The organism is Nonomuraea endophytica (assembly GCF_014203235.1).
Classification (GTDB): domain Bacteria; phylum Actinomycetota; class Actinomycetes; order Streptosporangiales; family Streptosporangiaceae; genus Nonomuraea; species Nonomuraea endophytica.
In genome coordinates, this window is the sequence record NZ_JACHIN010000008.1 from 411,703 (window position 1) to 437,678 (window position 25,976).

A 25,976-nucleotide genomic window follows, 5' to 3' on the forward strand; every position below is an offset into this window, starting at 1 on the left:
TGAGCACAGCTGATGTGTGCGTGGTGGCGTGTGCCGAGGCGTTCAGGGGGGACGGGGAGATTCTCGCGGCGGGGATCGGCGGGGCGGTCACCGTGCTCGCGGCGCGGCTGGCCAGGTCGGTGTTCGAGCCTGACCTGATCACGCACGACGGCGTCTGCCTGCTGACCGGCGACATCCCGGCCCTGGGCGTGGCACCGCGGGTGGTGGAGGGGTGGCTGCCGTTCCGCGACCACCTGTGGCTGGTCCTGAACGGCCGGCGGCACGTCATGCTCGGCGCCTCCCAGATCGACCGGCACGGCAACACGAACATCTCGGCCATCGGCGACTGGGCGCGGCCGAAGGCGCAGCTGCTGGGCGTGCGCGGCGCGCCCGGCAACACGCGCTGCGACCCGACCAGCTACTGGATCCCCCGGCACACGCCGTGGGTCTTCGTGGAGAAGGTGGACGTGGTCAGCGGGCTGGGCACGGACCGGGGCGCGTACGAGCTGCGCCGCGTGGTGACGAACCTGGCCGTCCTCGACTTCGGCGGGCCGGACGGGACGATGCGGCTGGTCTCCACGCATCCCGGGGTGAGCGTGGCGGAGGTGGTCGCGGCCACCGGGTTCGCGCTGGACGTGCCCGGCGAGGTGCCGCAGACCCGGCTGCCGACCGAGGAGGAGTCCGCGGTGCTGGCCGCCCTCGATCCGGGCGGGCTGCGGGAGAAGGAACTCGCGTGAGAACGGCGCTGACCGAACTGGTCGGGTGCCGCCACCCGATCGTGCAGACCGGAATGGGGTACGTGGCCGGCGCCCGGCTGGCCGCGGCCACGTCGGCGGCCGGTGGGCTCGGGATCATCGCCGCCGCCACGATGTCGGTCGGGCAGATGACCGAGGCGATCAGGAGCGTCAAGGAGCGTACGGACGCGCCGTTCGGGGTGAACATCCGGGCCGACGCCGACGACGCCGCCGAGCGGGCCGAGGTGATGATCAGGGAGGGCGTCCGGGTCGCCTCGTTCGCGCTGGCGCCCCAGCGGGAGCTGATCGCCCGGCTCAAGGACGCGGGCGTGGTCACGATGCCGTCCGTGGGCGCCCGCAGGCACGCGGAGAAGGTGGCCGCGTGGGGCGCCGACGCGATGATCGTCCAGGGTGGCGAGGGCGGCGGCCACACCGGACCGCTGGCGACCACGCTGCTGCTGCCCCAGGTGGTCGACGCGGTGGACGTCCCGGTGGTCGCCGCGGGCGGCTTCTTCGACGGGCGCGGCCTGGTCGCGGCCCTCGCGTACGGCGCGTGCGGCATCGCGATGGGAACCAGGTTCCTGCTGACCAAGGACTCCCCCGTGCCCGACGCGGTCAAGCAGGTCTACCTGGCTGCCGCCGAGACCCTCGTCACCACGAACGTGGACGGCGTGCCGCACCGGGTGCTGCGCACGCCGTTCGTGGACTCGCTGCAGCGCACCCGGCTGCTCAGGGCCGTGCTGAACGGCGCCCGCTTCAAGAAGATCTCCGGCCTGTCCTGGGCCGCGCTGCTGCGTGAAGGCCGGCGCATGAAGCACGGGCGCGAGCTCACCTGGGCCCAGGTGCTCCAGGCGGCCAACACCCCGATGCTGCTGAAGGCCGCCATGGTCGACGGCCGGGCCGACCTCGGCGTGATGGCCTCCGGCCAGGTCGTCGGCGTCATCGGCGACCTGCCCACGTGCGCGGAGCTGATCGAGCGGGTCATGGCCGAGGCCGAGACGACCCTGCGCGGGCTCACACCACGCTGAGCCCGCGGGCCAGCAGGAGCGCGGCCGCCTGGGTCTGGTTGATCGTGGCGCCGGCGAACGCGCGCAGCTTGGCGTCGTCCGGCTCGCCGAGGTCGGCGCCGCGCAGGTCGGCGCCGGAGAACACGGCCCTGAGCACCTTCGTGCCGATCAGGCGGCAGTCGCTGAAGACCGCGTCGGTGAAGTCGCAGCCCGACAGGTCGGCCTCGTCGAAGCGCACGCCCTCCAGGAACTGGCCGCGCAGCGAGCAGCCGCCCAGGTTGGCCATCATCAGGTTGCACCTGCTGACCTTGAAGCCGGTGCCGCGCGAGGCGGTCAGCGAGGTGCCGATCATGCGGCAGCCGCTGAACTCCGCGTCGGTCATCAGCGCGCCGCCGAACCTGGCCGACGACAGGTCGACGTCCGTGAAGACCGCGTCGAGCAGGTCGGCGTCGGTGAACACCGCGCCCAGTCCGCCGCCGCCGGTGAACACGGCGCCGTCGAGGTCGGCCTTGCGGAAGTCGGCGCCGTCCAGGACGCAGGACTCGAAGCGGGCGCCGCCCAGCGAGGCGCCCCAGAAGTCGGCGCCGGTCAGGTCGCACTCGCGGAAGACGTGCGTCTCCTCCGCGGCGAGGCGTTCGGTCAGGGCTTGCCGGGAAAGGTCCTCGCCGTCGAAGTTCACGACGTCATAGGGTACCGGTGATCGCTTCGGCGGCGGCCTGGCCGCAGACGCGGGCGGAGCCGTACGTGGCGATGTGGACGGAACCCAGGTCGGTGCGGGCGGGCAGGCCCATCTCGACCACCACCGCGTCGGGACGCGCGCTGAGCAGGTGGCGCAGCGCCTCGCCCTGCCAGTCGTAGCGGTGCGCGTCGCGCACCACGATCACCAGCGGGCGGCCCTCGGCGTCCTGCAGCAGGCTCTCCAGGGCGGCGCCGGTGGCCTCGCCGGCGGCCAGGCGGGTCACCGCGGTGCCGGGCAGCATCCTGGACAGCGGCTCGCCGACGCCCCATGGGGTGCCCTTGTCGATGGCCAGGTTCATCTCCGGCGACAGCTCGATGACCTGGGCCGGCCGCGTGATCGGCAGCGTGGGCGCGGCAGACCTGCGGGTGATGCGCAGGGCCCGGCGCGCGGCGTCCAGGCCGATGCCCTGGCCGGAGCCGTTGCTGCCGAAGCCGAACCCGGCGACCGGGCCGCCTGACAGGGTCCTGGCGCGGGCGGCGACGGTCCAGTCGGCCAGTTCGGTCACCCGGCGGGCGGCGTCGGCCAGGCGCTCCTCGGGCAGCAGCCCGTCGGCCACGGCCGCGGCGATGGCGTCGCGCACCGAGATCGCGGTGGCCTCGTCGGCGTGCTCGCCGCCGACGCAGATGGCGTCGGCGCCGGCCGCGATGGCGCGGGCCGAGGCGCCGCCGATGCCGTACGCGCCGGAGACCGCGGCCATCTCGATGCCGTCGGTCACGATCATGCCTTCGAAGCCCAGCTCGTTCCTGAGCAGCCCGGTCAGCACCTTCTGGCTCAGCGTGGCGGGCGCGTTGGGGTCGTGGGAGGGGACGAGCAGGTGGCCGGTCATGACCGCGCGCACCCCCTCGTCGATCGCCGCGGCGAAGGGGGCCAGCGCCTCCTCGATCTCACCGCCCACGACGGGGACGCCGTGGTGGGAGTCGACGGAGGTGTCGCCGTGGCCGGGGAAGTGCTTGGCGCAGGCGGCCACGCCGGCCGACTGCAGGCCGCGTACGAACGCTCTGGTGTGGCGGGAGACGAGCTCGGAGTCGGCCCCGAAGGCGCGCAGGCCGATGACCGGGTTGTCCGGGTTGGAGTTGACGTCGGAGGAGGGGGCGAAGTCGACGGTCACGCCGGCGGCGGCCAGGTCGCAGCCGAGGTCGCGGGCGAGCGCCTCGGTGAGCTCGGGGTCGTCCACCACGCCGACCGCGTAGTTGCCCGGCCGGCTGCTGCCGGTGGCGACCTCCAGCCGGGTCACCTCGCCCGATTCCTCGTCGGTGCCGACGAGGACGGCGGGGTTCTCGGCGCGCAGGGCGGCGGTCAGTTCGGCCACCTGGGGGACGCTCGCGATGTTCCGGGAGAAAAGCACGACGCCGGCCAGTCCGTCACCGAGCCTGCGCAGCAGCCAGTCGGGGGGCGTCGTGCCTTCGAAACCGGGCAGGAGGACGGCGTCAGCCAGGCGCAGGAGGTCACGGCTCAAGGGCATGACCCGAAATCTAATAGGAAAGTTTCCTATTTGCTAGAGGCATTTTCAGACGTCAACACGGATGATCCGAAGACCGTCCGTGAGGAATTCGGCGACAGTACGGACTCCTGAGGATTCCAGACCCTTGTGGGACACACGAAATCCGGTCGCGCTCGCCGTACCGGAGAGGTATCCGCGGTGTCCATCGAAGTGCCGGATGTGCGGGTTTGCGGCCAGAACGGCTTCCGCGTCGGTCTCCGGCGGCCGGCTGGAGACCGCCGAGCAGACGAACTCGGCGCCGACGGAGGGTGAAGAAGGATCAAGAAAGTCGGCTTTGAGATCGCACGCCCAGTGGTTGTGAACGTCGCCGCTCAGCACCACCAGACCGCCCGCCGCGGCCAGGATGCGGGCGCGCTCGGCCGGATGGCCGTCCCAGCTGTCCATGCGGAGGTTCGGCGCGGGGCCGGGGACGAAGCGGCGGGCGAAGAAGAGCGGCTGCACCAGCACCTTCCAGCGGACCGGGGTCGTGGCCAGGCGCGACAGCAGCCACTGCTCCTGCGCGGCGCCGAGCATCGTGGCCGCGTCGCGGTGCTGGCGCACGTCCAGCAGCATGAAGTCGGCCACCCGGCCGTAGGTGCGCCGCCGGTACATCTGCAGCGCGCCCGCCTCGGGACGGACGCGTAAGGGCAGGTGCTCGTAGTACGCCTGGTAGGCGGCGGCCCGGCGGCGCAGGAAGGCGGCCGAGCCGTCGCCCCTGCCCCGGTAGTTGTCGAGCACCTCGTGGTCGTCCCAGGTCGTGACCCAGGGGGCGGCGGCGTGGGCGGCCATCAGGTCGGGGTCGGACTTGTAGCGGGCGTAGCGGGCGCGGTAGTCGGCCAGCGTGACCGCCTCACCCGTCCGGTCCAGGCGGCGTACCGGGTCGGCGGCCTGCGGGCTCTCGTAGATGTAGTCGCCCACGTGGAAGACGACGTCGGGACGCTCGCCGGCCAGGTGTCTCAGGGCGGTGTAGCGGCCGTGCTCGTAGCGTTGGCAGTTGGCCACGGCGAAGCGTACGAGATCGGCCGAGGCGGGGTCGGCGGCCGTCTTCGTCCGTCCCACCGCGCTGAGGTCGGCGCCCGCGCGGAACCGGTAGAAGTACTCCGTGCCCGGCCGCAGGGCCGCGACCCGCACGTGCACGCTGTGCGCCCACTCGGGCAGCGCCCGCGCCGTGCCCTGCTGCACGATCTTGGTGAACCGTTCGTCCGCGGCGAGCTGCCATCGGACCTCGACCGCCCGGCCGGGTACTCCGGTCAGCCGGGTCCACAGGATGACGCCGTCCGGCAGTGGCTCCCCCGATGCCACGCCCAAGGTGAAGGGGTTGGCCATATGTTCAATGGTGACTCACAACCGCTCCACGATGGTGACGTTCGCCTGACCTCCCCCTTCGCACATCGTCTGCAGCCCCCAGCGCCCGCCGGTGCGCTCCAGCTCGTGCAGCAGCTTCGTCATCAGCACCGCGCCGGTCGCGCCGAGCGGGTGGCCCAGGGCGATCGCGCCGCCGTTGGGGTTCACGACGGCCGGATCGGCACCGCTCTCCTTGATCCACGCCAGCGCCACCGACGCGAACGCCTCGTTGATCTCGATCACGTCGAAGTCGCCGATGGACATGCCCGTCCTGCCGAGCGCGTGCGCGGTCGCGGGGATCGGCGCCGACAACATCTCGATCGGGTCGCCGCCGCGCGCCGACAGATGATGCACGCGGGCGCGCGGGGTCAGCCCATGCTCCTGTACGGCTCGCGCCGACGCCACCAGCAGCGCGGCGGCGCCGTCGGAGATCTGGGAGGCCAGGGCGGCGGTCAGCCGTCCGCCGTCGAGCAGCGTCTTCAGCCCGGCCATCTTGGCCGCGGTGGTGTCGCGGCGCGGCCCTTCGTCCACGGCTGCGCCCTCGTAGGGGACGATCTCGCGGGCGAAGTGGCCGGCGTCGATGGCGTGGATCGCGCGGTGGTGGGAGGTGAGGGCGAAGGCTTCCATGTCTTCCCTCGCCACATCCCACTTTTTCGCGATTTGCTCGGCGCCGTGGAACTGGGAGACCTCTTGCGTGCCGTACCGCTGGGACCAGCCTTTGGAGCCGCTGAACGGCGTCTCGTGGCCCAGCTCGCGGCCGGCCAGCATCGCCTGGGAGATGGGGACCATGCTCATGTTCTGCACGCCGCCGGCCACCACGAGGTCACTGGTGCCCGACATGACGGCCTGGGCGGCGAAGTGCAGGGCCTGCTGGGACGAACCGCACTGCCGGTCGACGGTCACCCCCGGCACCTCCTCGGGCAGCCCGGCGGCCAGCCAGCAGGTACGCGCGATGTCACCCGCCTGCGGCCCGACCGTGTCCACACACCCGAACACCACGTCCTCGACGGCGGCCGGGTCTATGCCGGTGCGCTGGACCAGCTCCTTGAGCACGTGCGCGCCCAGGTCGGCGGGGTGGGCGGCGGCCAGACCGCCGTTCCTGCGCCCGACCGGGGTCCTGACCGCACCGACGATGTACGCCTCGTTCATGCCCATTATCGTAGCAAGCGCTTGGTCAGTAGCCCAGGACACCCCGGACCCAACCCCCCACAGGCCGACACCCCACGGGGCACACCTCGGGAACCCCCTCCGAGGCACCTCCCGATCCGGGCGACCCAACCGGAACCCGGGTAGGGCACGTGGCCAGTTACCGGGCGACCACACAGGGGCGGCAACGCGACGGCCACTCCGAGGCGGTGGGGCCCGGAAGTGGTCAGGTCCGGGGAGGTGGTCACGCCTCAACCGCCCCACCCGCCCCCGGATCGACCGCCGCGGGGGCGGGTGGGCGGGTGAGCTGGGCGTGTTACGTGAACAAGCGATTGTGCGAGGGCTCATAATGGAGGACGTGACAACGCGAAAGAACTCCGGCGCGACCGCCACCCCGGCCAAGCGCCAGCGTGCGACCTCGTCCGGCTCGGCCTCCGAGCGCCGTGACCACCTCGTGAAGCTCGCCGCGGAGCTCTTCGCGCGCAAGGGTTTCCAGGCTACGACCGTGCGCGAGATCGCCGACGAGGCCGGGATCCTCTCCGGAAGCCTCTACCACCACTTCGACTCCAAGGAGACGATCGTCGACGAGGTGCTCTCCACCTTCCTCGACGACCTCATCGCCCGCTACCGCGCCGCGCTCGAGTCCGGCGGCGAGCCGCGGGCGGTGCTCTCCGAGATGGTGCGCATCGGCTTCGGCACGCTGGAGCCCCACCGCGCCGCGATCACCGTCATGCAGAACGACTGGAACTACCTGCGCCAGTTCGAGCGCTTCAACTACCTCGTCAAGGCCGAGGACGAGGTCGAGCAGATGTGGGTCGCGCAGATCAAGGCGGGCCAGGCGGCCGGGCAGTTCCGGGGCGACGTCGATCCCAAGCTCACCTACCGGATGATCCGCGACACGATCTGGGTGGCGGTGCGCTGGTTCCGGCCCGGCGGCAGGCTCAACACGACGGGCCTGGCCGAGCACTACATCACCGTGCTCTTCGACGGCCTGGCCACGGGCGAGCGCACCACGCAGAAGGCATGAGCCTCCGCAAAGCCGTCCGCTTGGCGCTGCAGGAGGTGGCCGACGCCGACAAGGCGCCGCAGATGCAGCGCTACATGAAGTCGGAGATGCCGTTTCTCGGGGTGTCGGCGGGGCCGCGCCGTACCGCGCTGAAGAGGGTTTTCGCCGCGCACCCGCTGGACGGCGCGCCCGAGTGGCGGCGCGGGGTGCTGGAGCTGTGGCGTGAGGCCGAATACCGCGAGGAGCGCTACGCGGCGATCGAGCTGTCCGGCTACCACCTCTACCGCGAGCACCAGACGCTCTACACGGTGCCGATGTACGAGGAGATGGTGGTCACCGGCGCCTGGTGGGACCTGGTGGACGAGATCGCCACGCACCGGGTCGGCGGGCTGCTGGCGGCCTTCCCCGATTCGATGCGCCCGCTCATGCTGCAGTGGGCGGGACAGTCCGATCTGTGGAAGCGCCGGACGGCGATCCTGTCGCAGAACCGGTTCAAGCAGCGCACCGACACCGCCCTGCTGTTCGCGTGCATCGAGCCGAGCCTGTCGGACAACGACTTCTTCGCCCGCAAGGCGATCGGCTGGGCGCTGCGCGAATACGCGAAGGTCAGCCCGCGCGAGGTGGTGCGTTACGTCCAGGCCAAGGGCATCTCGGGCCTGAGCCGGCGCGAGGCGCTCAAGAACATCGCTATCGAGTCCACAACGCCTCCTGCACCGCCTGCACCAGCGCCATCAGTCCAGGAGTGACGCCCTCGCCGCGCCAGGCCAGCCCGTAGGTCAGGCGCAGGTCGGCCCCTTCGAGCGGGACGAACCTGATGTCCTCCCTGCGGACGGTCCTGGCCACGAGCTGCGGGATCGGCAGCAGCCCGGCCCCGGCGGCGACCAGGTCGAGGGCGGCGGCGTAGTCGTCCTCGACCACCTGCCGATGCCGTCCCGGCAGTCCTTCCAGCCGCCCGCCGGGCACGAGCAGGTCCTGCCCGCTCAGCTGCTCGGCCAGCACCCGGTTACGCCACGGATGATCAGCCGGTACGGCCAGCCGATCCACGGTCACGTGAAAACGCGCCCCCGTGGTGAACCTGGCCGGAGCCGGAAAGGCGACGAGCGCCGCCGAAACCCGCCCCTCGTCCAAAGCCTGGGCGGCGGCGGCGCGCCCGGCCGGGCGGAGCTCGACGGCCAGGGACGGGCCTCGGGCCGCCAGCCGCCGCACGATCCGCGCCGCCAGCGCCCCGGCAAGCGGTGGATAAGCCAAATGGATAATCGTCTGGGTCAGCCGAGCCGCTTCCTCACTGAAGCCGTCGACCGCCGCCAGCACCCGCTCGGCCTGCGCGAGCAGCGCCGCGCCGGCCGGAGTCAGCCGCACCTCGCGGGCGTTGCGCTCGAAGAGCTGGAGGTTGAGGGCGTTCTCCAGCCGGGTGATGGCCTGGCTCATGGCCGGCTGCGACATGCCCAGGTCGGCGGCGGCCCGCGAGAAGCTGAGCCGCCCGGCCACGCGGGCGAAGCAGTGGATCTCCTTGAGCATAAGCAGCACGAATAGATGATGCATCACCGCGGAGATCGAAGGCACGATCCAGAGGTCTTTCTTCACCGGCTTGGGAGCAATGAGATGTCATCGTCCACCGTGCTCGGATACCCCCGCATCGGCCCGAACAGAGAGCTGAAGCGCGCCCTGGAGTCCTACTGGGACGGGCGCACCACGCGCCGCGACCTTGAGGAGGAGGGCGCCCGGCTGCGGGCCGCCACCTGGGGCCGGCTGGCCGGGCTGGGGCTCGGGGAGCTGCCGTCCAACACGTTCTCGTTCTATGACCAGGTGCTCGACACCGCCGTGCTGCTCGGCGCGGTGCCGGAGCGCTATCTCGCCGCCGACGACCCCTATTTCGCCATGGCGCGCGGCACCGACGGGCTGGCGCCGCTGCGGATGACCAAGTGGTTCGACACCAACTACCACTACATCGTGCCGGAGATCGGCCCCAAGACCGTCTTCACGCTCGACGCCGCCAAGCCGCTGGCGGAGGTGCGCGAGGCGCGCGCGCTCGGCCACGAGACGCGGCCCGTGGTGGTGGGCCCGGTGACGTTCCTGTCGCTGTCCGGGGCGCTGGAGCGGCTGGAGGACGTGCTCGGCCCCTACGAGGAGCTCCTGGCCGCCCTGGCGCGGGAAGAGGTGGCCTGGGTGCAGCTCGACGAGCCCGCGCTGGTCACCGACCTCACGCCCGCCCAGCTCGACGCGGTCCGCGCCGCCTACTCCAGGCTCGGCGCCGCGCCCGACCGGCCCAAGATCCTCGTCGCCTCCTACTTCGGGGACCTGGGCCCGGCCCTGCCCGCGCTGGCCGCCACGCCGGTCGAGGGCATCGGCCTCGACCTGGTGCGAGGGTCGGTGCCCGAGCTCGCGCTGGACGGCAAGACCGTCTTCGCGGGCGTCGTCTCCGGCCGCGACGTCTGGCGCACCGACCCGGGCCGCGCCCTCGAAAAGCTCCGGGGCGTGCGCGCGGACCGGATCGTGGTGAGCACCTCCTGCTCACTGCAGCACGTCCCCTACGACGTCGCCGCCGAGGACGGTCTCGAACCCGCCCTCGTCGCCCGCCTGGCCTTCGCCGAGCAGAAGGTGGCCGAGGTGGTCGAGCTGGCCCGCCTGCTGGCGGACGGCGCCGCCGTACCCTTTGACGAGGCTCCCGTCGCGGCGGCGAGCGTCTCCCAGGAGGCACGCCCGGCCCGCAGCCCCTACCCCGTGCGGGCCGCGGCGCAGGCCGGGCACCTCAACCTGCCCCCGCTGCCGACCACCACGATCGGCTCGTTCCCGCAGACCGGCGAGCTGCGCGCGGCGCGCGCCGGCGTCGTGGCGGGCGCGCTGGCCGAGGACGACTACGAGAAGCTCGTCGAGCGCGAGATCGAGCACGCCATCCAGGTGCAGGAGGACCTCGGCCTGGACGTGCTCGTGCACGGCGAGCCCGAGCGCAACGACATGGTGCAGTACTTCGCCGAGCACCTCGACGGCTTCGCCGTCACCAAGAACGGCTGGGTGCAGTCGTACGGCTCGCGCTGCACCCGCCCGCCGATCATCCACGGCGACGTACGGCGTCCGGCGCCCATCACCGTGCGCTGGTCCACCTACGCGCAGTCGCTCACCGATCGCCCCGTCAAGGGCATGCTGACCGGGCCGGTGACGATCGTGGCCTGGTCGTTCGACCGCGACGACCTGCCACAGCGGGACGTGGTGTTCCAGGTGGCCGACGCGATCGCCGAGGAGGTGCGCGACCTGGAGGCGGCCGGGCTCTCCGTCATCCAGGTGGACGAGCCGGCCCTGCGGGAACTGCTGCCGCTGCGCGCCGCCGAGCAGCCCGCGTACCTGGAGTGGGCGGTGGCCGCCTACCGCAGGGCCACGTCGGTGGTCGCCGACCGCACGCAGATCCACACGCACCTGTGCTACTCCGACGCCGACCAGATCCTGGCCGCGATCGACGGCCTGGACGCCGACGTCACCACCATCGAGTCGGCCCGCTCGGGACGGCGCATCCTGGACGCGGTGAGCGGCTACTCGCGCGGTCTCGGGCCGGGCGTCTACGACATCCACTCGCCGAGGGTGCCGTCGGCCGACGAGGTCGAGGAACGGCTCGCCGCCACCCTGAAGGTCCTGCCCGGCGACCGGGTGTGGGTGAACCCGGACTGCGGCCTGAAGACCCGTACGTACGCGCAGGTGGAGGCGTCGCTGGGCAATGTGGTCGAGGCGGCCCGCCGCCTGCGCGCCACGCTCTGACGGGGCGCTCAGCCGGTGTCGTGGAGGCGCTGGAAGTCGTCGAGGTTCTGGCGGTAGTGGGCCAGGTCGGCTTCCAGCGCCTGCCTGGTGAAGCGTTCGGGGTTCTCGCGGTGGACGGCCCGGCCCGTGTGGGTCCAGAAGGCGTCGGCCGGCACGCGGTCGGCGCCGGCCGGGACGAAGCGCAGGGCTTCGGCGACCGCGTCGGCCGCCAGCTCCCATCCGGCGACGACGCTCTCGTAGGCGTCGTCGCCGGCGGTGGGGTCGGCGGCGAACTCGAGGTCCTCGGCCAGGGCCCGGTGCGCGTAGACGCCGGCGACGACCACCCACTGACCGGCGTCGACGAGCCGGGAGATGCCGGGGCCGAAGCGCATCTCGTGCCGGCGCGCCGCCCGCTCGCCCTCGTAGGACACCTCGACCTCGATCGTGCCCAGGCGCAGCGTCCAGGCGTCCTCGCCCGCGACGGGCTCGGAGGTCTCGCCGCCTTCTGGGACGGCCAGGTCGAGGTAGACGTAGCCCTCGGCCAGCGATCTGGCCCGCTCAGGCATACTCGGCCACCAGGCTGCGGTAGGTGTCCCTGACGATGAGCAGCCGGTCGAGGTCGAACCGGCCGGGTTCGACGGCCAGCAACTCCAGCCCCCGGTCGGACCAGAAGGCGGTCTCCGGCACCGCGTCGTCGCCGGGGCGGATGAACTTGACGACCTCTTCGACGGCGGCAGCGGCGATCGACAGCGCCCTCCTGGCCTCGGCGGCGTCGTCGACGGGCACGTTGCCCGCGCTCAGATCGGCCACCCAGAGCCATTCACCGGCGTCGAGCAGCTCCGACGGCTCGGGGCCGCCGAAGGTCGGGTAGCCGGCCGGGACGACGGGCCGCGCGGGCAGGCCGAACAGGAACTCGCGCTCGGCGCCGCAGCCCTGGCAGCGCCCGGCGTAGCGGTCGGCGTGCTCGCCATCGGCGACCACCAGTCCCCTGCTCCAGGTCGTCTCGACGGAGCCGCACTGCTCACACGGGTTGAGGTCGAGGTAGAGGTGCGCCTCGTCCCTCGTCCGCGCCACCGCGAATCCCATGACCGTCCCTTCGTCCGCCCCCATCATGACGCATCCGCCGGCTCACGCCGGACCGGGAACCTGATCGCGCGGTGCCCGCAGACGCACGGCTCGTCGTCCGGGCAGAGGCACTCGTAGGGGAAGTAGCCGGTGGTGTTGGCGAGCTGGCGGGCCCGCTCGGCCCGGTCGGTCGGCGGCGTGCGGCCGTCCAGGAGCTCGCGGATCGACTGGCGGAAGGCGACGGGCTCGTCGACGCGCCCGCGTCCGTCCACGAGCCTGGCCAGGGCGTCAGCAAGGTCGGACGGCAGATGGCCGCGCAGGTGCGGGTTGTCGCCCACGCCGAACGCGGCGGCCGTCTCCACCAGCACACGCAACCGCGCCGGTCTCTGGTACGGCGTGGCCGCGTCGACCTGGCGCACCGCCTCCCGCAGCCGGGCGATCGCCTTGTGGTCCTCCACGGTCAGCGTGGTGGGGGCGGTGGCCGGGTCGGCGGGCGGGTTGCGCCTGAGCATGCCGGCGCCCGCGGGCACGCCCTGCAGCGCGCTGATCATGGCGGCCGCCTCTCCGGCGGCGTTCCGCTCGATGGCGCCGAACGAGCCGAGCGCGGCCACCTGGTAGCGGGCGACGCCCCGGTGGACGGTCACGGTGAGCGGTTCGCCGCGGGTGGCCCGGTGTGACGACAGCTCGACGGCGACCGGCCGCTGCCCCGGGACGACGAGGTCGAGGAGGGCGTCGCCGTACACCCTGATCTCGGCGCCGGCCTGTTCGGCGGCGCGCGCGACGGCAGCGGCGGCGGCCCGCACGGGCGGGATGGCCCGCTGGCCGAAGACCGAGTACAACGCGTTGACGTGGACGGGCGCGAGCTGTCCGGCCCGCGCGGCCAGGATCATGCGGGTGCGCGCCTCGATACCGCCGACGTTGAGCCCGGCCTGGGCGGCGGCCTCGCTCAGCTCGTTCTCGCGCTGGGCGCGCATCGGCTTGGGGGCGTCGGCGAGCGCCCGGACCGCGGTCCTGACCCGCACGAGCGCGGGGACGTCGTCGGCGCCGATCGCCGGGCCAGCCGGGAGCGTGCCGTCGTTCATGATGCCGCCCGGAGGCAGTCCGGCGCTCTGCCGGGCGATCTGCGTGGCCGTCTTGAGCAGGACCTCGGCGGCGTTGAGCGCGGAGACCTCCAGGACGAGCTGGCCCGGCCGGCCGAGCTGGGGGTAGACGTCCACCTGGCCGGGCGGGGCGGCGGACTTGGAGACGAGCAGCTCCAGGCTGCCGCCCGGCCACTCGACGGTGAAGCGGCCCGGCCCCGCCGGGGTGATCGAGGTGACGCCGGCGGCGTCGGCCAGGCGGTCCAGCGCGGCCGGCGAGGTGTCGAGCGCGCCGATCGCGGTCGCGGAGTCGACCACCGGGCCGGCGCCCGTGTTGAGCAGGTCGGCGATCGAGCCCTGGCGCGGCACGGTCTTCACGCGCGGGCCGTCGCCCCACGGCGGTGGCGGCGCCGGGTGACCCCTGGACTCGATGTCGGCGGCGATCGCCTCGATCGCCTGGGCCAGGTTGAGCTGGGCCACCGCGTCGGTGGCCCGGTTCCACAGGCCGGACAGGTGGGCGTGCTCGTTGAGCCGCGGGGTCAGGCAGTGGTCCTGCCCCTCGCGCACCTGCTGGCCGGGCAGGAACGTGCGGACCACGCCCTGGCTCCGGCCCTCCTGGTTGGCCGCCTCCTCCTGCAGGGCGTGGCTGACCTCGTGCACCAGCGTGGACTCCACGGCGTACGGGTGCAGCCTCGGCCGGAGCACGACCACGAGGGGATCGTCCTGGTTGGTCCCGGTGGAGATCCTGGCGTTGTCGGCGGCGCCGGGGTCGCCGATGGTGAAGCGCACGTAGAGGAGGCCGTGCGTCGGCGTGACGATCTCCATGGTCGTGCCGTCGGCCATCCAGCTCAGGGTGGTGACGGCGCCGCCGAAGGAGCCCGGCGTGAGCTGGATGGCGGCCAGCTCGTCATGGTCCAGGTCGGGCATGGAGGCCGGGCGCGCGTCGACGGCGAACGGCGAGCCGGGCAGGGCGGGCGACGGCGCGGACGGGCCGGGGGCGGACGGCCCCGGGGTCGGGGCGGACGAGCCGGGCGAGGCCTGGCTGGCGCTGCCCGCCGCGGGCGTGCCGGGAGAGGCCGCCGGCGTCGCGGAGGCGGGCGGGAACGCCGGGGCGGGGGCCGCGTACGAGATCTTGCGGTTGTCCAGCTCGGCCCGGATCTTGTCCGACAGCGAGCCTTCCACGGGCGAGGTGTGGAAGAGGTGGCGCAGGTCCAGGTTGTGGTCGCGGGAGAGCTGGACGAGGAGTTCCGGCACGGTGCCGAACGCCTCGGCGAACCCGAGGTCCCGCTCGTCGCTGCGGACGGTGCCGTCCGGTCCGAACAGGTAGCCGCGCACCGTGCCGTCGTGCTCGGTCACCGTGAGGTGGACCGGAACCCGCTCCTCGAACGCCTTGCGCCGGGCCTCGACCAGCGGGGCGAGCGGGTCGGCCGCCGTGGCGGCCCCCTCCAGGAGCAGGGTGCCGTGGTTCAGCGAGGGCGGGGTGAAGGCCCAGCCCGCCCCGAGCGGAATGCCCGCCTCGACGTCGGCCATCATCTGCTCGAACTCGCCCTCGAACATGGCGACGACCACGGTGGCCGTGCCCACGTTGGGGAGGAAGTCGGGGGTGGAGCGGGTCTCGCGCCCGCGCGGGGTCCGGGTGATCTGGGTCAGCGTCCCGTCGTAGGCGACGTGGAACTCGACCTTGAGCATCGTGCCGCGCTGGTGGTCGGTGGCCTCGTCGCGGTTGCCCATGGACGTGGTGACGCGGTCGCTGGCCTGGTCGCCGACGTTGTAGCCGCCCTTCAGCGTCGTGCTGTCATCGGCGGCGCCGACGCTCCTGCTGACCGGCAGCAGCCTGCTGCGGCCCGTGGACGCGCTGGCCATCCGCTGAACGCGGTGGATGCGGCCGAGTTCGCGCGCGTCGAGGGGGCCGACGACGACCGCGTTCACGTGCGGCCGCGCGCTGAGGCCGATGTCGAAGGCGAGGCCGGAGCCCGTGGGCCCGTTCAGGCGCCCGTTGGTCAGCCCGCCCTGGCCCGCCATGCGGTCGAACAGGGTCGTCAGCGCAAGGTCGTTGACCAGCGCCTCAAGCTCGTTCATTCGCTCGAGCATGGCGCGCTTGCTGAAGCGGCCACCGGCGCGCAGCGCGGCCGCGAGGTTCTGGGTGATCGAGCCGTCGGTGACCACCGTCTCGGTCTTCGTCGTGACCGGCAGCCTGATGATCTGCCGCGGGTCGGTCTGCGCCTGTGTGGCCGGGGCGGCCGGAGCGTTCTCCGCCGGAATGATCTCGTCGGACTCGATGAGGCGGACCATCTCCACGTCGAGCACGACCTTCGTCTCGGCGGGCCGTCCGGGATGGAGTGTCTGGTCGACCAGGCGGCGCGTGCCCGACCTGAAGTTCCAGAAGCGCTTGCGCACGGGCCTGCGCTCCACCTCGATGACCAGCGTGCCCGTCTGCCTGACCCGGTGCATGTCGGCGGGGCCGCCGTAGCGCTCCACCGACGTCTCCTGCTGGGAGTAGGAGCCCGAGCGGGAGCGGTTCCTGTCGGTGGAGGCGGAGGCGTCCTGGCCGCCCGAGGTCTCCGCGTCGGCGCCCCCGAGCTCCGTGCCCAGACTGCGGCCGACCGACTCGGTGACGCCCTCCTCCTCGTAGGTGTAGTCCTGGTCGAGGGGCACCTTGGTCTTCGTCGGGCCCAGGTCCTCGGCGGAGTCCGGGTCCAGCTCCATCCTGATCTTGACGGTGAACCGCTCGGTCCTGCCCGTCGAGCCGACCCGCATCGTGAACGAGTCCTTGTGGCCGCGGCCGAGCATGTTGTCGATCTTCCCGCGCCAGCGCTTGCCGGACAGCGAGCCGTCCAGCTTGTCCAGGACGGCCGGGTCGCCGAGCAGCGAACCGGGCGCCACCTCCTCGATGGCGTCGAGGACCGCGTCGAAGACCTCGGTCCGCTCGCCGTTGTTCGTGAACGTGGTGCTGTCGAACTTGGTCATGCCCATCCGGGTGGCGATGTGATCGGGCAGGATCACCTTGCGCACCTTCGCTGCCAGCTCACTCGCCTTGGTCATGCGCGAGCCCTCGGGCGCGTCCTTCATCGGCGCCATGCCGGGCAGTTTGGCCAGCGCGTCGAGCAGGGCCTGCGGCGTGTGCCGGTCGGACAGCGGGATCTCCGGGTCGCCCGTGGCCTTGTGCGCCCGCAGCGCCATGAGGTAGCGCTTGGCCAGCGGGACGGCGACCGTACGGTCGAGTTCCAGGTTTCCGTCGAGGAAGCGCTCCACGGCGTCGGCCACCTGGTGCAGGGGCACCTGCATGTCGCCCTGCGCGTACATCCGCAGGACGACCTCCTCCGGCACCGAGAACAGCACGGTCCGGTCGTCCACGGTCACGGTCCTGATGCCGGACAGGTCGCCGGGGTCGAAGGCGGACATGGGGAAGTCCACCGATGCGCGGAAGAGGTACTGCTGGCCGATGTCGATGGTCAGCCGCTCGCGTCCCCAGATCAGCAGCCGGGAGGTGTTGTGGCCCTGGTTCCAGGAGCCGTTCGTGCCGGTGCTGCCGCCGAAGTTGCCGTTGTCCTCCTCCTGGTGGCCGTAGTTGCCGCCGCCGTTGACGCCGACGTTGGAGGAGGTGCCCAGGGAGGTGCCCTGGCTGAACAGTTGCAGGAAGATGTCGCCGATCACGAGCGGGCTCGACGTCAGGAACTGCATCTGGCCCATGTTCCAGTCGAGCTTGAGCTGCCCGTGCGCCGGACCGAACCGCCCCTGCCCCCGTACGGCGAAGCGCGTCATGTAGGGCGACTTCCTGAACGGGTGCGCCGAGACGTTGTGCACCCCGAGGAAGGCGGCGATGTGGTGGAAGGCGGGCGAGCCCCGGCCCATCAGCCGGGGCAGGAGCCTCCTGGCCGCGTCCAGGAAGCCGCGCGTGTCGACGTGGAGCAGCGTGGCCTGGTCGAGCAGGTCCGCGGGGATCGTCTGCCACTCCCCCGGCGGGCGGTCGCGGTCGAGCAGGAGGTCGATCGGCGTCATCATGTGGATGACCACGGCTCGGTTGGACAGCTCCTTCGGCTCCTTGCCCTCCCGATGCAGGAAGACCTTGGCCCGTCCCTTGGTCTCGGTGACGGCCATCTCCGTCGTGGTCTCGATGAGCGTCACGTCGTTGCCGGTGTCGCCCATGCTGGAGCCGCTGTTCTTGCTGACCCCGGCGCCGCCGCCGGTCCTGGCGCCGTACTTGGCGCCCTCGGTGTTCTCTCCGGGGCTGTGGCCCGCGTTCACTCCGCCGTTGACGCCGGTGGACCGTCCGTGTCCCTCTGAGGCGACGCCGGTGTTGGAGCCGATGTTGAGGAGCGCTTCCGCCCTCTTGTCGGTGGTGGCCACGACTTCGGTGGTGTCGAGGTCCGCGCTGAGGTCCACCTCCACGGTGACGTGCTCCGTGGCGTGGAAGCGGCTGTTGAGCGTCAGGTCGAAGTGGATGTTCTGCTGGATCGCCTGGTTGAGGCCGGTCCTGATGCGAAGGTCGGACAGCTGGTCCGCCACCTCGACCAGGTTGTCGAACTGGGAGGCCGCCTTGAGCGGGTCGTCCAGCGGGAACACGGGCCGGCCGTTGGCGATCTTGGGCAGCAGGCCGGCCTCGCGCAGTCCCTTGAGCGTGTCCCGCACCACCGCCGGAAGGTTCTCCACCTCCGTGACCAGGGCGAACACCGCGTCGGGAAGCTGGTGCCGCTGGTTTCCCTGCCAGATCGACCGGGCCTCCTCCTTCTTCTTCCTCTCGTTCGGATTGGTCAGTTCCTCGGGGTCGTCGCGCAGGAGGATGCGGCCCTTGCTGTCGCGGCGCGGGGTGCCGTCCGGGCCGTACAGCACGGCGGCGGGGTCGAAGGGCAGGTCCGCGCGGGCCGCGGCCGACTCCGCCACGACCATGTGGAGCTTGCCCTCGGTCTCGATCGGGTCCGGCGACGTGCCGCTCTCCAGCGTGATCCGCAGCTCGGCCTTGTAGCCGATGATGACGTTCTGCTGGTGCTCCATACTGCGGTCCACCACGGGCTTGAACGCGGTGCCGCCCGCGCTCACCCCTTCCGACCTGGACCGGCCGTGGCCGGCTCCGGCGCTCCACTTGCCCTCGGCGGCGGTGTCCAGGAGCTCCTCGACCTCCTGGCCGAGTTGGGTGAACGCGTGCTCCGAGCTGACGTCGCCGTTGACGGAGAACCCGAACGACTGGCCGCCGTTCGCGTTGGTCACCGCGACGCCCAGGTCCTCCTTCCAACGCTCGTCGGTGGAGACGCCGACCCTGCGGGCGTCGCCGTACACGGGCGTCGTGACCACTTCGAGGCGGGCGTACGGCCGGCCGTTCTTGGTGATCTTCCCCAGCACGCCGGAGTTGATGGACTTGGCCATCTGGCTGTGCCACTTCTCGTACAGGAAGGTGCGCAGCTGGTGGCGTACGTCGGTGCCGATCTCGGCGTCGCTGCCCAGCGCCGACACCGCGTCCTCGAACATCTTCTGGGTGCCGCTCATCGCGAGGAGCAGGTGCGGGGGGAAGTCCTCGGTCAGGTTGGACACCGCGCCGGGGAACCTGGCCTCCAGCTCCGACATCCGCTCGAACGTGCCGTCGGAGCGGTCGGTGTGCGCCATCCCCACCCACATGCGGACGTCCTTGGCGTCACTCCTGGTCCCGGTGTTCACCGCCTCGACGCTCCGCCAGCCGTCCTTCTGGGTTGTGCGGATGTCGATCTGCCACTCGGCCTCGGCGGCGAACAGCGTGGACTCGCCCCGGTTGTCCTCGACCGCGCCGCCGACCACGTAGTCGCTGGAGCTGCCGTTCACCGACCGGGTGCGGGCGTGGCTGACGTCGGCGCCGGGCCCGAAGTCCCTGATCACTCCCTCGAGGAATCCCCTGAAGAAATTGCCCTCGTCCAGGAGCTGGACCAACGGCAGCAGGCGCTTGGCCTTCGCCCCGGCCTTGAGCACGTGCACGCGGGCCATCGCCGCCGCGACCGCCAGCCCGCCCTGCGGCAGGCGGCCGATCATCATCTCGGAGGCCTTCGCCGCGTGCCCGAGAACCTCGACCAGCTCGCTCGTGGACAGCCTGATCCGGAGCTCGCCCTGGTGGTGGACGCCGACCCGCAGGACCGCGCCCTCCTCCGTCACCAGCCGCCGGAAGTGCGCCTTCAGCACCCTTTGGAGCTGGTCGGGGGTGAACGTCTGGTCGACCCCCTGGGCGCGCATCGCGGCGTTGAGGCGCTCGGTCAGCCTCGTGATGTGCGGCAGCCTGCCGGTCGCCATCGCGTTCGGCAGGATCTCCCGGTCGGGCACCGCCTTGCGCAGGGCCGTGTCGTAGGCGTCGAGCAGGGTCTTGGCCTCCGCCTCCGTGTTGGCCAACCCGTCCGCGAGGGCGGCCACGACGCTGGGGGTGGCGGTCTTCAGCCAATCCAGGTCGGTGGCCAGCTTCGCGTAGCCCTCCTGAGCCGCCTGGGCGGCCCGCCGCGCGTCGGCGTAGGCGCGGATGATGCGCTGGTGGCGGCGCTGGATCTCCTGCTGCTTCTTCGCCTCCGCCTCTGCCTTGCGCGCGCGCTCGGTGGCGAACTTGTCGCGCTGCTTCCTCGCCTTCTGGGCGTCCAGCCTGGCCGTGGTGGCGGCTTCCTTCGCCTTCTTGGCGGTTTCCGCGTGTTCGGCGATCCGCGCGTCCAGCCCGGCGACCGCGTGCGTCAGGGCGTCGGCCTGGTCCTGGGCGAGCTTGGCGGCGGCGGCCGTTGGAGTCTCAGGGGCCGGCGGCGGCGGTGGGCGCACGCCCTGGTCGCCGGAGACCGTCGGGGACACCGGCGCGCTCGCGCCGCGCCGCTCCAGGTCGTCGGCGATCACCTGGAGCAGGTCGAGCAGGTCGCGCTGCTTCGCCGGGTCGTTCGTCTCCAGGTAGCGCCTGGCCAGGTGGCGGTGCTCGTTGTAGCGGGCCGCGACACACGCGTCCTGGGTACGCCCGGTCAGCCTGCCCAGCGCGTTCCTGATCATGCCCTGCCTCGGGGGCGCGGCCAGGTCCTGCAGCGCGTGGGTGATCTCGTGGACCAGCGTCGTGGAGACCAGGCCGGGGTCCAGGCGGGGCGACAGCCGTACCACGTGGGGGTCGGCGGCGGTGCCGGCGCCGACCGTGACGTTGCCGTGCGTGTCCAGGCCCGGCCGCTCGTAGCGCACCTCGAAGTGCTGGGTGCCCTGGCCCTCGGTCGTGACCTGGATCTGCGGGCCGGAGTCCGACCACACGACCGAGCGGACCTCACCGCCGAAGTCGCCGGGCTTCACCTCGTTGCGCGTGATCAGCGTCTTGACCTCGGGGTCGGCGAGGTCGTTGAGCGGGGTCGGGCGGGTGTCGGCGGCGAACGGCGTCCCCGGGACCGCCCGCGACGTGCGGGGACGGCGGCGGCCGCGCGGCGCGGCGGCCGGGGTCCTCGGGGTGGTGCGCGGGGCGGGAGTGGTGGCCTGGGGGTTGGCGAGCGCCTTGACCCGCCTGGTCAGTTCGGCGGCGGCCGACTGGTGGTACTCGGGGCGCAGCCCGAGGTCGCGCGCCGGGTTCTCCTCGGCGAGGGTGCTCGTGCGAGAGCCGGGGTTGGCGGCGAGCACCGCGTGGGTCACCTCGGTCGCGGCCTGCCTGCTCTGCGGGGAGCGCTGGGCGAGGCGGGCCAGCGCGTCGAGCGCGCCCTCCGCCTCCGGCCGCCCGGTCGCCCGCGCCATCTCCGCGCCGAGCCACGCCGCCGCCTGCGCGCGCAGGCGGTCCTCGCGCGCGCCGTCCTTGGCGTTCTGCTCCAGCGACTGCGCGGCCTCGGCGAGCACGTCAGCCGACAGTTGTACGGCCCGGCCGCCGTCGGCCAGCAGCACGCTGCCGTCCTGGAGCCAGAGGCCTTCCGGAGCCAGGTGGAGCAGGGCCTCGTCGATCGCCTGCTTGGCGGCGAGCTTGGCGTTCCGCTTCTGGGCGGCCGTGGGGGTGGCGGCCGCGGTCTGGTTGCCCGTCTGGTTGCCCGTCTGGGCGCCGCTCTGGGCGGTCTGCTGGGTGGTGCCCTGGCCTGGGACCGGGGCGGGGACCGGGGTTTGCGGCTGGCCGGGCTGCGGGGCGAGGGCGGGGTCCGGGGTGGTGCCGGGCGCCTGCTGGGCGGCGGGGTCCGGGCCCGAGGTGGCGGTCTGGGTCGCTCCGGGGTCGGGAGCCGGGGCGGCGTTGGGGTCCGGAGCGGCAGGGGCGTTGGAGGCCGGAGCGGGCGCGGCGTTCGGGTCTGGAGCCGCTGGGGCGTTGGGATCCGGAGCGGCAGGGGCGGCGTTGGGGTCCGGAGCCGCAGGGGCGTTGGAGGCCGGAGCGGGCGCGGCGTTGGGATCCGGAGCCGCTGGGGCGTTGGGATCCGGGGCCGCAGGGGCGGCGTTCGGGTCTGGGGCGGGTGCGGCGTTGGGGTCCGGGGCCGCTGGGGTGGCGTTGGGGTCGGGGGCGGGGGGCTGGGCCTGGTTCTGGCCGGATCCCGTGTTCGCGGTCGGGTTTTGCGGCGTGCTGGGGGGCTGTGGCGTGCTGGGGGGCTGGGGTTGGGGCGCGTTCGGGGTCTGGGGCGCGTTGGGGTCGGGGGCGGGTGCCGCGTTGGGGTCGGGCTGGGGGGTGTTCGGGGCGGGCTGGGTGGTGGTGTTGCGGCCGGTGCGCGTGGCGGGGTCGGGGCCCGGCTGTTGCGGGTTCTGGCCGCTCTGGCCGGTGCGGCCGGACCCGCCGGGGGTGTTCGGGGTGTTCTGGCCGCCGGTGCCGGGGGCGGTGTTCTGGCCGCCGGTCGGCACCGGGCCGCCGGGCTGGTTGCCGCCGGGGCCGCCGCTGGTGCTCGGCGGAGGTGAGGACGGCGGGGGCGTGTCGCCCGAGCGGGCCTGGTCGGCGGCGTTGGCCAGGTCGTTGGCCGAGGCCAGCGAGGACAGCGGGTGGGTCACCGCGGTGAAGACGTCGGGGTTGAAGGGGCTGATCGTCCCGGTACGGCCCACGCCGCCCATGAACGCCCCCAGCATGGCCTCCGCGGTGAACGGGTTGCCCGGCGGCTGCTGGTAGACGATCGTGTTGGCGGCCAGGCTGCCCAGCGGCGAGGCGAAGGCGTTGGTGACGCCGGTGGTCAGCGCCCGTCCGCCGAAGCCGGGCACGTGGCGGGTGACCCGGGAGATGGGCCTGGTCAGCCACATGCCTACCCCGGCGCCCACGCCCGCGCCGACGGCGGAGGCGAACGTCTTCTTCCAGTCCCACTCGGTGCGCGTGCCCATCTTCATCTGCTGCCACTGGGCCATGGCGTCGATGAAGGTCTCTTCGCCGATCTCCTCGATGAGTTCCTTGCCGAGCGGCGTGGACAGCAGCCGCAGCAGCGCGGCGCGGCCGGTGGCGCCGCTGAGCACGGTGAGGCGGGCCAGGCCGGCCGCGCCGACCTCGCGCCCGGCCATGGCGGCGAGCCTGGACAGGATGCGGGTGATGGCGGCGCGCGCGGCGGTGGCGAAGGGGCCGACGAGCGGCGCGGAGGAGCCGGCGGTGAAGAACGCCACGAACAGGGCGACGGCGATGGCGACGACCGTGACCCAGAAGGCGACGTTGACGGAGAGCTTGGAGTACTGGGTCTCGACGGCGAAGTTGCCGGCCTCCAGCGAGCGGGCCTCGGCGTCGCGGGCGACGCCGACCATGCCGGCCTGCGGCCCGCACAACTCCCGGGCCCGCCCGACAAATCCGTACATGGAGGGGGTGGCGCACCCGGAGACGATCTTCCTGGCGGCCCGGCCGGCGTCGTCGAGCTGGGCCGTGGCGCCGACGCCTAGCGCGGCGTAGGACTGGGCGAGCTTGGACAGCGCGTGTTCACTGGCCTGGGGCCACTTCTGGCCGCCCGAGAGCATGGGGATCAGCCAGACGTTGACCCATTCGGGGAGCGTGGAGTTCTCCCACGCGGGCCGTACGTCTCTGTCGATGAGCGCCCAGCCCTGTGGCCGCCCGCCGCCCGCCCCCAGCACCTCCGAACCGGTGCCGGGCTGCCCGCCGCTGGTCGTCGTCACGCCGTCCCCGTCATCCGCTCCTCAGTGTCAGACTTCTTTGATCTGTGCGCGGGCCAGCATCTCCTGGCCCATCCCGGTGTCGGTCGTGCGTACGTTGTCGACGACCTTCCGGGCCCGGTCCCCCGCGTCGCGTAACTGGTTGGGCAGGTCGACGAAGCGGTAGACCAGCTTGTACGGACCGTCGTCGCGGCAGTGCTTCTGCCAGAAGGCCTTGCCCTCCAGGCCGTCGCCCCAGGGCGAGGTGGCGAGGCAGGCCCGCACCTCGGCGGCCAGCTTGGCGACCTCCCGCTCCATGTCGCCGGCCATCGTGGACCACTGGCCGATGCCCTCGTAGGCGACGGGCTTGTAGATCTCGATGCCATATTCGTCGCGGCTCATCGACGCCCGCCCATCTGGTCGGCCAACTGGGCCATCACGGTTTCGAGGTCGCCGTCGAGATGCGCCTGCATCTGCTCGGCGGGGATCAGCGGCGAGAAGAGCTCCAGGAGCTGCTCGCGGACCTTCTCCCCGGCCCGCTGGACGGTCTCGGTGATGGTGTCGGCGAGGGTCCTGGCGTCGGGGTGCCGGTAGATGCGCGGGTCGAGGTCGAGCCTGATCAGCTCGCCGCGCGAGCCCACGGTGGCGTTGACGAGCCCGTCGCGCGACTTCTCCGTGACCTGCAGGGCCCTGGCCTTGGCGTGGAGCTCGGTTCCCTCGCTCTGGAGCCGCATGAACGTCGTGCGGAGCTCGTCGGCGTACGCCTGCAGTCCCGCGGCGTCCCTGTCCTCGGAAGAGTCCATCTCACCTCCCTGGGCACACACGTGTTAAGAGGTAGTTTCCGACACATGAACACCATTCGACAAGATCGGGCGAAAAATTCCGACACTGTCACGGGTGGATGTCGAGTGCCTGTTCGGTTGGCTCGCCGGTTTCCGCACGGGGGACCCAGCGCCGGTAGACGCCGCGCTCGGCACGTTCCATCCCCAGGGCCACGGCCTCCGGGGTCGAGCCGCCCAGGTACTCCAGCAGCAACGCGTCCTCCCGCTCGTCGCTGACCAGGAACTCCCGCCCGCCCCACGCGCACACGGTGAACACCGCCCACAGGCCCTCGCACTCGGCCACGGGCACGATCCTGACGTGGCAGCCCGGCTCGACCTCGGTGAACCCCTCGGCGGGCTCGTCGCGGCGCAGCCGTACCCAGACCTCCAGGGCGGTGGCGTCGGGGCTGGCGGGATAGTCGGCGCCGCGCCAGCGCGCCCGGTAGCCGCTCACGTGGCCCGCCCGACCGCGAACCAGCGGCGCACGTCGCCGTGGTAGACCGCGCGCCGGATCTCGGTTCCGGCGCTGGTCAGCTCCCAGATCTCGGCGCCGTGGGTGAGTGCGACGCCGTACACCTTGTATTCGCGGATCACCTGGTCGCGGTTGGGCACCAGGCCGAGCCCGACGAAGGGCGGCTCCTCGACGACCCACCCGGCCACCGCCTCGCGCCGCGCCTCGTCGGTCCCCCCGTACGGCGTGCGGTACATCTCCAGGCCGACCGGCCGCCAGCGCAGCAGGTTGAGCGAGCCGTCAGAGGTGAGGAAGTCCGGCTGCGCGAGCGCGTCGGCCAGCACGGCGGGCGTGGCGATGTGCGAGACGTCGAGGGCGTGGTGACAGTAGCCGGAGACCCTGGGTTCGCCGCCGGTCAGCAGGGCGTGGATCTCGCTCGCGCGCAGGAGCTTCTGCACCACCGGCACGCCGGACTCCGGCGCGAGCGCCAGGTCCTGGACGAGCGTGGGCACGGCGAGCCTGGCGACGGTGCCCGACTCCAGGTTGAAGGCGACCGGCAGGCCGGGGTTGATCGCCAGCCCCCAGTGCGGATCCGGCCAGCCCGCGGCCAGTTCGACCATGGAGACGACGCGGAAGTGCTCGGTGATCTGGCCGAACCCGATGGCCATGGCCTCGGGAGAGGTGTAGGCCAGCACCCACGTACGCCCGTCCGCCTCGGCGGTCGGCCACACGATCGGCTCGGTGCCTTCGAAGGCCGCCCGCGACATCGGCAACGCCAGGTCGGCGTCCTTCAGCAGGCTCAGGCAGAGCGCGGTACGCCCCTCGGCGAACGCCGCCCCGAGCCGTTCGTCGAAAGACTCCTCCCCCTCCGTCATCCGAGCCCGTGCCGCTCGCCGAACTCCTCGGCGGTGATCCCGAACAGCACGATGTCGTCGTAGCGCCCCTGGTGGAAGCGGCCCCTGCGGCGGCGGCCCTCCTCGGTGAAGCCCAGATGCCGGTGCAGCGCCAGCGAGCCCGCGTTGGAGGCGTAGACGGTGGCGTCGCACTTCTGGTAGCGGCGCTCGCCGAACATGTACCTGAGCAGGATGACGACGGCCTCGGCGGCGTAGCCGTGGCGCTGGTGGGCGCGGCCGACGGCGACGCCGTACTCGAAGGTGCCGTGGTGGGGGTCCACGGCGTGGGTGCTGACGGTGCCGACCGGCTGCCCGCCGGCCCGCTCGGCGATCACCAGGCGCAGGGTGTCGGGATCCTGGTCCTTCTCGGCCAGTTCCTTGGCCCACTGCCTGGCCCGTTCCGCCGAGCGCGGCGGGAAGAGCCGGTCGCCGTTGCTCTGGTCCTCGGAGTTCTCGTCGAACTCCTTGAACGCCGCCCAATCCTCGGGCTCGATGGCGCGCAGCCGTACGCGCTCACCCGTCCATGCCGAAGTCATG

18 protein-coding genes are annotated in these 25,976 nt (G+C 72.5%); 5 read left to right on the top strand and 13 right to left on the bottom strand.

Going from position 1 to position 25,976, the window contains the following annotated elements; translation table 11 throughout:
- Positions 1-14 precede the first annotated feature (14 nt).
- Both HNR40_RS29735 and HNR40_RS29740 read left to right on the top strand, forming a co-directional pair.
- Positions 15-716: a CoA-transferase subunit beta gene (locus HNR40_RS29735; RefSeq protein WP_376773527.1), complete on the top strand. Its 702-nt coding sequence runs from the start codon at positions 15-17 to the stop codon at positions 714-716.
- Entirely contained in the window at positions 713-1,741 is a 1,029-nt protein-coding gene (locus HNR40_RS29740) for an NAD(P)H-dependent flavin oxidoreductase (protein ID WP_184967081.1), read from the top strand. The genes HNR40_RS29735 and HNR40_RS29740 overlap by 4 nt, the downstream gene beginning before the upstream one ends.
- On the opposite strand, the gene HNR40_RS29745 is transcribed toward HNR40_RS29740, so the two are convergent.
- Genes HNR40_RS29745 through HNR40_RS29760 form a run of 4 tightly spaced genes read right to left on the bottom strand, consistent with a single transcriptional unit; the run spans position 1,728 to position 6,432 of the window.
- The gene (locus tag HNR40_RS29745) at positions 1,728-2,399 is read right to left on the bottom strand and encodes a pentapeptide repeat-containing protein (RefSeq protein WP_184967083.1); all 672 of its coding nucleotides are present in this window, start codon (positions 2,397-2,399) and stop codon (positions 1,728-1,730) included. The two genes, HNR40_RS29740 and HNR40_RS29745, sit on opposite strands and share 14 nt — an antisense overlap.
- A gap of 4 nt (positions 2,400-2,403) precedes the next feature.
- Complete coding sequence (locus tag HNR40_RS29750) at positions 2,404-3,921, bottom strand: glycoside hydrolase family 3 protein (protein ID WP_184967085.1); 1,518 nt, start codon at positions 3,919-3,921, stop codon at positions 2,404-2,406.
- Positions 3,922-3,966: 45 nt separating this feature from the next.
- Positions 3,967-5,265, bottom strand: a complete 1,299-nt coding sequence (locus HNR40_RS29755) for an alkaline phosphatase D family protein (RefSeq protein WP_184967088.1) — start codon at positions 5,263-5,265, stop codon at positions 3,967-3,969.
- 15 nt (positions 5,266-5,280) lie between these two features.
- Positions 5,281-6,432: an acetyl-CoA C-acetyltransferase gene (locus HNR40_RS29760; RefSeq protein ID WP_184967091.1), complete on the bottom strand. Its 1,152-nt coding sequence runs from the start codon at positions 6,430-6,432 to the stop codon at positions 5,281-5,283.
- A gap of 346 nt (positions 6,433-6,778) precedes the next feature.
- On the opposite strand from HNR40_RS29760, the gene HNR40_RS29765 reads away from it, so the two are divergent.
- Positions 6,779-7,456, top strand: a complete 678-nt coding sequence (locus tag HNR40_RS29765) for a TetR/AcrR family transcriptional regulator (RefSeq protein WP_221340958.1) — start codon at positions 6,779-6,781, stop codon at positions 7,454-7,456.
- Entirely contained in the window at positions 7,453-8,181 is a 729-nt protein-coding gene (locus tag HNR40_RS29770) for a DNA alkylation repair protein (RefSeq protein WP_184967095.1), read from the top strand. Before HNR40_RS29765 ends, HNR40_RS29770 begins: the two co-directional genes overlap by 4 nt.
- Here the strand turns inward: HNR40_RS29770 and HNR40_RS29775 are convergent.
- On the bottom strand, positions 8,123-8,953 hold the full coding sequence (locus tag HNR40_RS29775) for a LysR family transcriptional regulator (RefSeq protein ID WP_246509645.1): 831 nt from the start codon (positions 8,951-8,953) through the stop codon (positions 8,123-8,125). The two genes, HNR40_RS29770 and HNR40_RS29775, sit on opposite strands and share 59 nt — an antisense overlap.
- 84 nt (positions 8,954-9,037) lie before the next feature.
- Here HNR40_RS29775 and metE point away from each other — a divergent pair, with 84 nt between their 5' ends.
- On the top strand, positions 9,038-11,182 hold the full coding sequence (gene metE, locus HNR40_RS29780; RefSeq protein WP_184967099.1) for a 5-methyltetrahydropteroyltriglutamate--homocysteine S-methyltransferase: 2,145 nt from the start codon (positions 9,038-9,040) through the stop codon (positions 11,180-11,182).
- An 8-nt stretch (positions 11,183-11,190) separates the two neighbouring features.
- Here metE and HNR40_RS29785 read toward each other — a convergent pair whose 3' ends face one another.
- The 8 genes from HNR40_RS29785 to HNR40_RS29820 form a co-directional block, all read right to left on the bottom strand.
- Positions 11,191-11,727: a hypothetical protein gene (locus HNR40_RS29785; protein ID WP_184967101.1), complete on the bottom strand. Its 537-nt coding sequence runs from the start codon at positions 11,725-11,727 to the stop codon at positions 11,191-11,193.
- Entirely contained in the window at positions 11,720-12,247 is a 528-nt protein-coding gene (locus HNR40_RS29790; protein ID WP_184967103.1) for a hypothetical protein, read from the bottom strand. Before HNR40_RS29790 ends, HNR40_RS29785 begins: the two co-directional genes overlap by 8 nt.
- Before the next feature lie 23 nt (positions 12,248-12,270).
- Positions 12,271-23,298 carry a WXG100-like domain-containing protein gene (locus HNR40_RS29795; protein ID WP_184967105.1) on the bottom strand — a complete coding sequence of 3,676 codons (11,028 nt, stop codon included), beginning with the start codon at positions 23,296-23,298 and terminating at the stop codon, positions 12,271-12,273.
- A gap of 27 nt (positions 23,299-23,325) precedes the next feature.
- Positions 23,326-23,676, bottom strand: coding sequence for a hypothetical protein (locus tag HNR40_RS29800; RefSeq protein ID WP_184967107.1), 351 nt, complete (start codon positions 23,674-23,676; stop codon positions 23,326-23,328).
- The gene (locus HNR40_RS29805; protein WP_184967109.1) at positions 23,673-24,077 is read right to left on the bottom strand and encodes a YbaB/EbfC family nucleoid-associated protein; all 405 of its coding nucleotides are present in this window, start codon (positions 24,075-24,077) and stop codon (positions 23,673-23,675) included. Before HNR40_RS29805 ends, HNR40_RS29800 begins: the two co-directional genes overlap by 4 nt.
- Before the next feature lie 88 nt (positions 24,078-24,165).
- Entirely contained in the window at positions 24,166-24,549 is a 384-nt protein-coding gene (locus HNR40_RS29810; RefSeq protein WP_184967111.1) for a UCP033725 family protein, read from the bottom strand.
- Positions 24,546-25,421 carry an SseB family protein gene (locus HNR40_RS29815; RefSeq protein ID WP_184967113.1) on the bottom strand — a complete coding sequence of 292 codons (876 nt, stop codon included), beginning with the start codon at positions 25,419-25,421 and terminating at the stop codon, positions 24,546-24,548. The genes HNR40_RS29810 and HNR40_RS29815 overlap by 4 nt, the downstream gene beginning before the upstream one ends.
- Complete coding sequence (locus HNR40_RS29820) at positions 25,418-25,975, bottom strand: GNAT family N-acetyltransferase (RefSeq protein WP_184967115.1); 558 nt, start codon at positions 25,973-25,975, stop codon at positions 25,418-25,420. Before HNR40_RS29820 ends, HNR40_RS29815 begins: the two co-directional genes overlap by 4 nt.
- Position 25,976: the final 1 nt, after the last annotated feature.

What these genes read in the sequence shown, in the direction of transcription:
- HNR40_RS29755 (WP_184967088.1), bottom strand. Translation starts at nt 5,265, where the DNA reads ATGGCCAACCCCTTCACCTTGGGCGTGGCATCGGGGGAGCCACTGCCG.
- HNR40_RS29785 (WP_184967101.1), bottom strand. Translation starts at nt 11,727, where the DNA reads ATGCCTGAGCGGGCCAGATCGCTGGCCGAGGGCTACGTCTACCTCGAC.
- HNR40_RS29750 (WP_184967085.1), bottom strand. Translation starts at nt 3,921, where the DNA reads ATGCCCTTGAGCCGTGACCTCCTGCGCCTGGCTGACGCCGTCCTCCTG.
- HNR40_RS29815 (WP_184967113.1), bottom strand. Translation starts at nt 25,421, where the DNA reads ATGACGGAGGGGGAGGAGTCTTTCGACGAACGGCTCGGGGCGGCGTTC.
- HNR40_RS29790 (WP_184967103.1), bottom strand. Translation starts at nt 12,247, where the DNA reads ATGGGATTCGCGGTGGCGCGGACGAGGGACGAGGCGCACCTCTACCTC.
- metE (WP_184967099.1), top strand. Translation starts at nt 9,038, where the DNA reads ATGTCATCGTCCACCGTGCTCGGATACCCCCGCATCGGCCCGAACAGA.
- HNR40_RS29760 (WP_184967091.1), bottom strand. Translation starts at nt 6,432, where the DNA reads ATGAACGAGGCGTACATCGTCGGTGCGGTCAGGACCCCGGTCGGGCGC.
- HNR40_RS29805 (WP_184967109.1), bottom strand. Translation starts at nt 24,077, where the DNA reads ATGGACTCTTCCGAGGACAGGGACGCCGCGGGACTGCAGGCGTACGCC.
- HNR40_RS29800 (WP_184967107.1), bottom strand. Translation starts at nt 23,676, where the DNA reads ATGAGCCGCGACGAATATGGCATCGAGATCTACAAGCCCGTCGCCTAC.
- HNR40_RS29775 (WP_246509645.1), bottom strand. Translation starts at nt 8,953, where the DNA reads ATGCTCAAGGAGATCCACTGCTTCGCCCGCGTGGCCGGGCGGCTCAGC.
- HNR40_RS29770 (WP_184967095.1), top strand. Translation starts at nt 7,453, where the DNA reads ATGAGCCTCCGCAAAGCCGTCCGCTTGGCGCTGCAGGAGGTGGCCGAC.
- HNR40_RS29820 (WP_184967115.1), bottom strand. Translation starts at nt 25,975, where the DNA reads ATGACTTCGGCATGGACGGGTGAGCGCGTACGGCTGCGCGCCATCGAG.
- HNR40_RS29765 (WP_221340958.1), top strand. Translation starts at nt 6,779, where the DNA reads ATGGAGGACGTGACAACGCGAAAGAACTCCGGCGCGACCGCCACCCCG.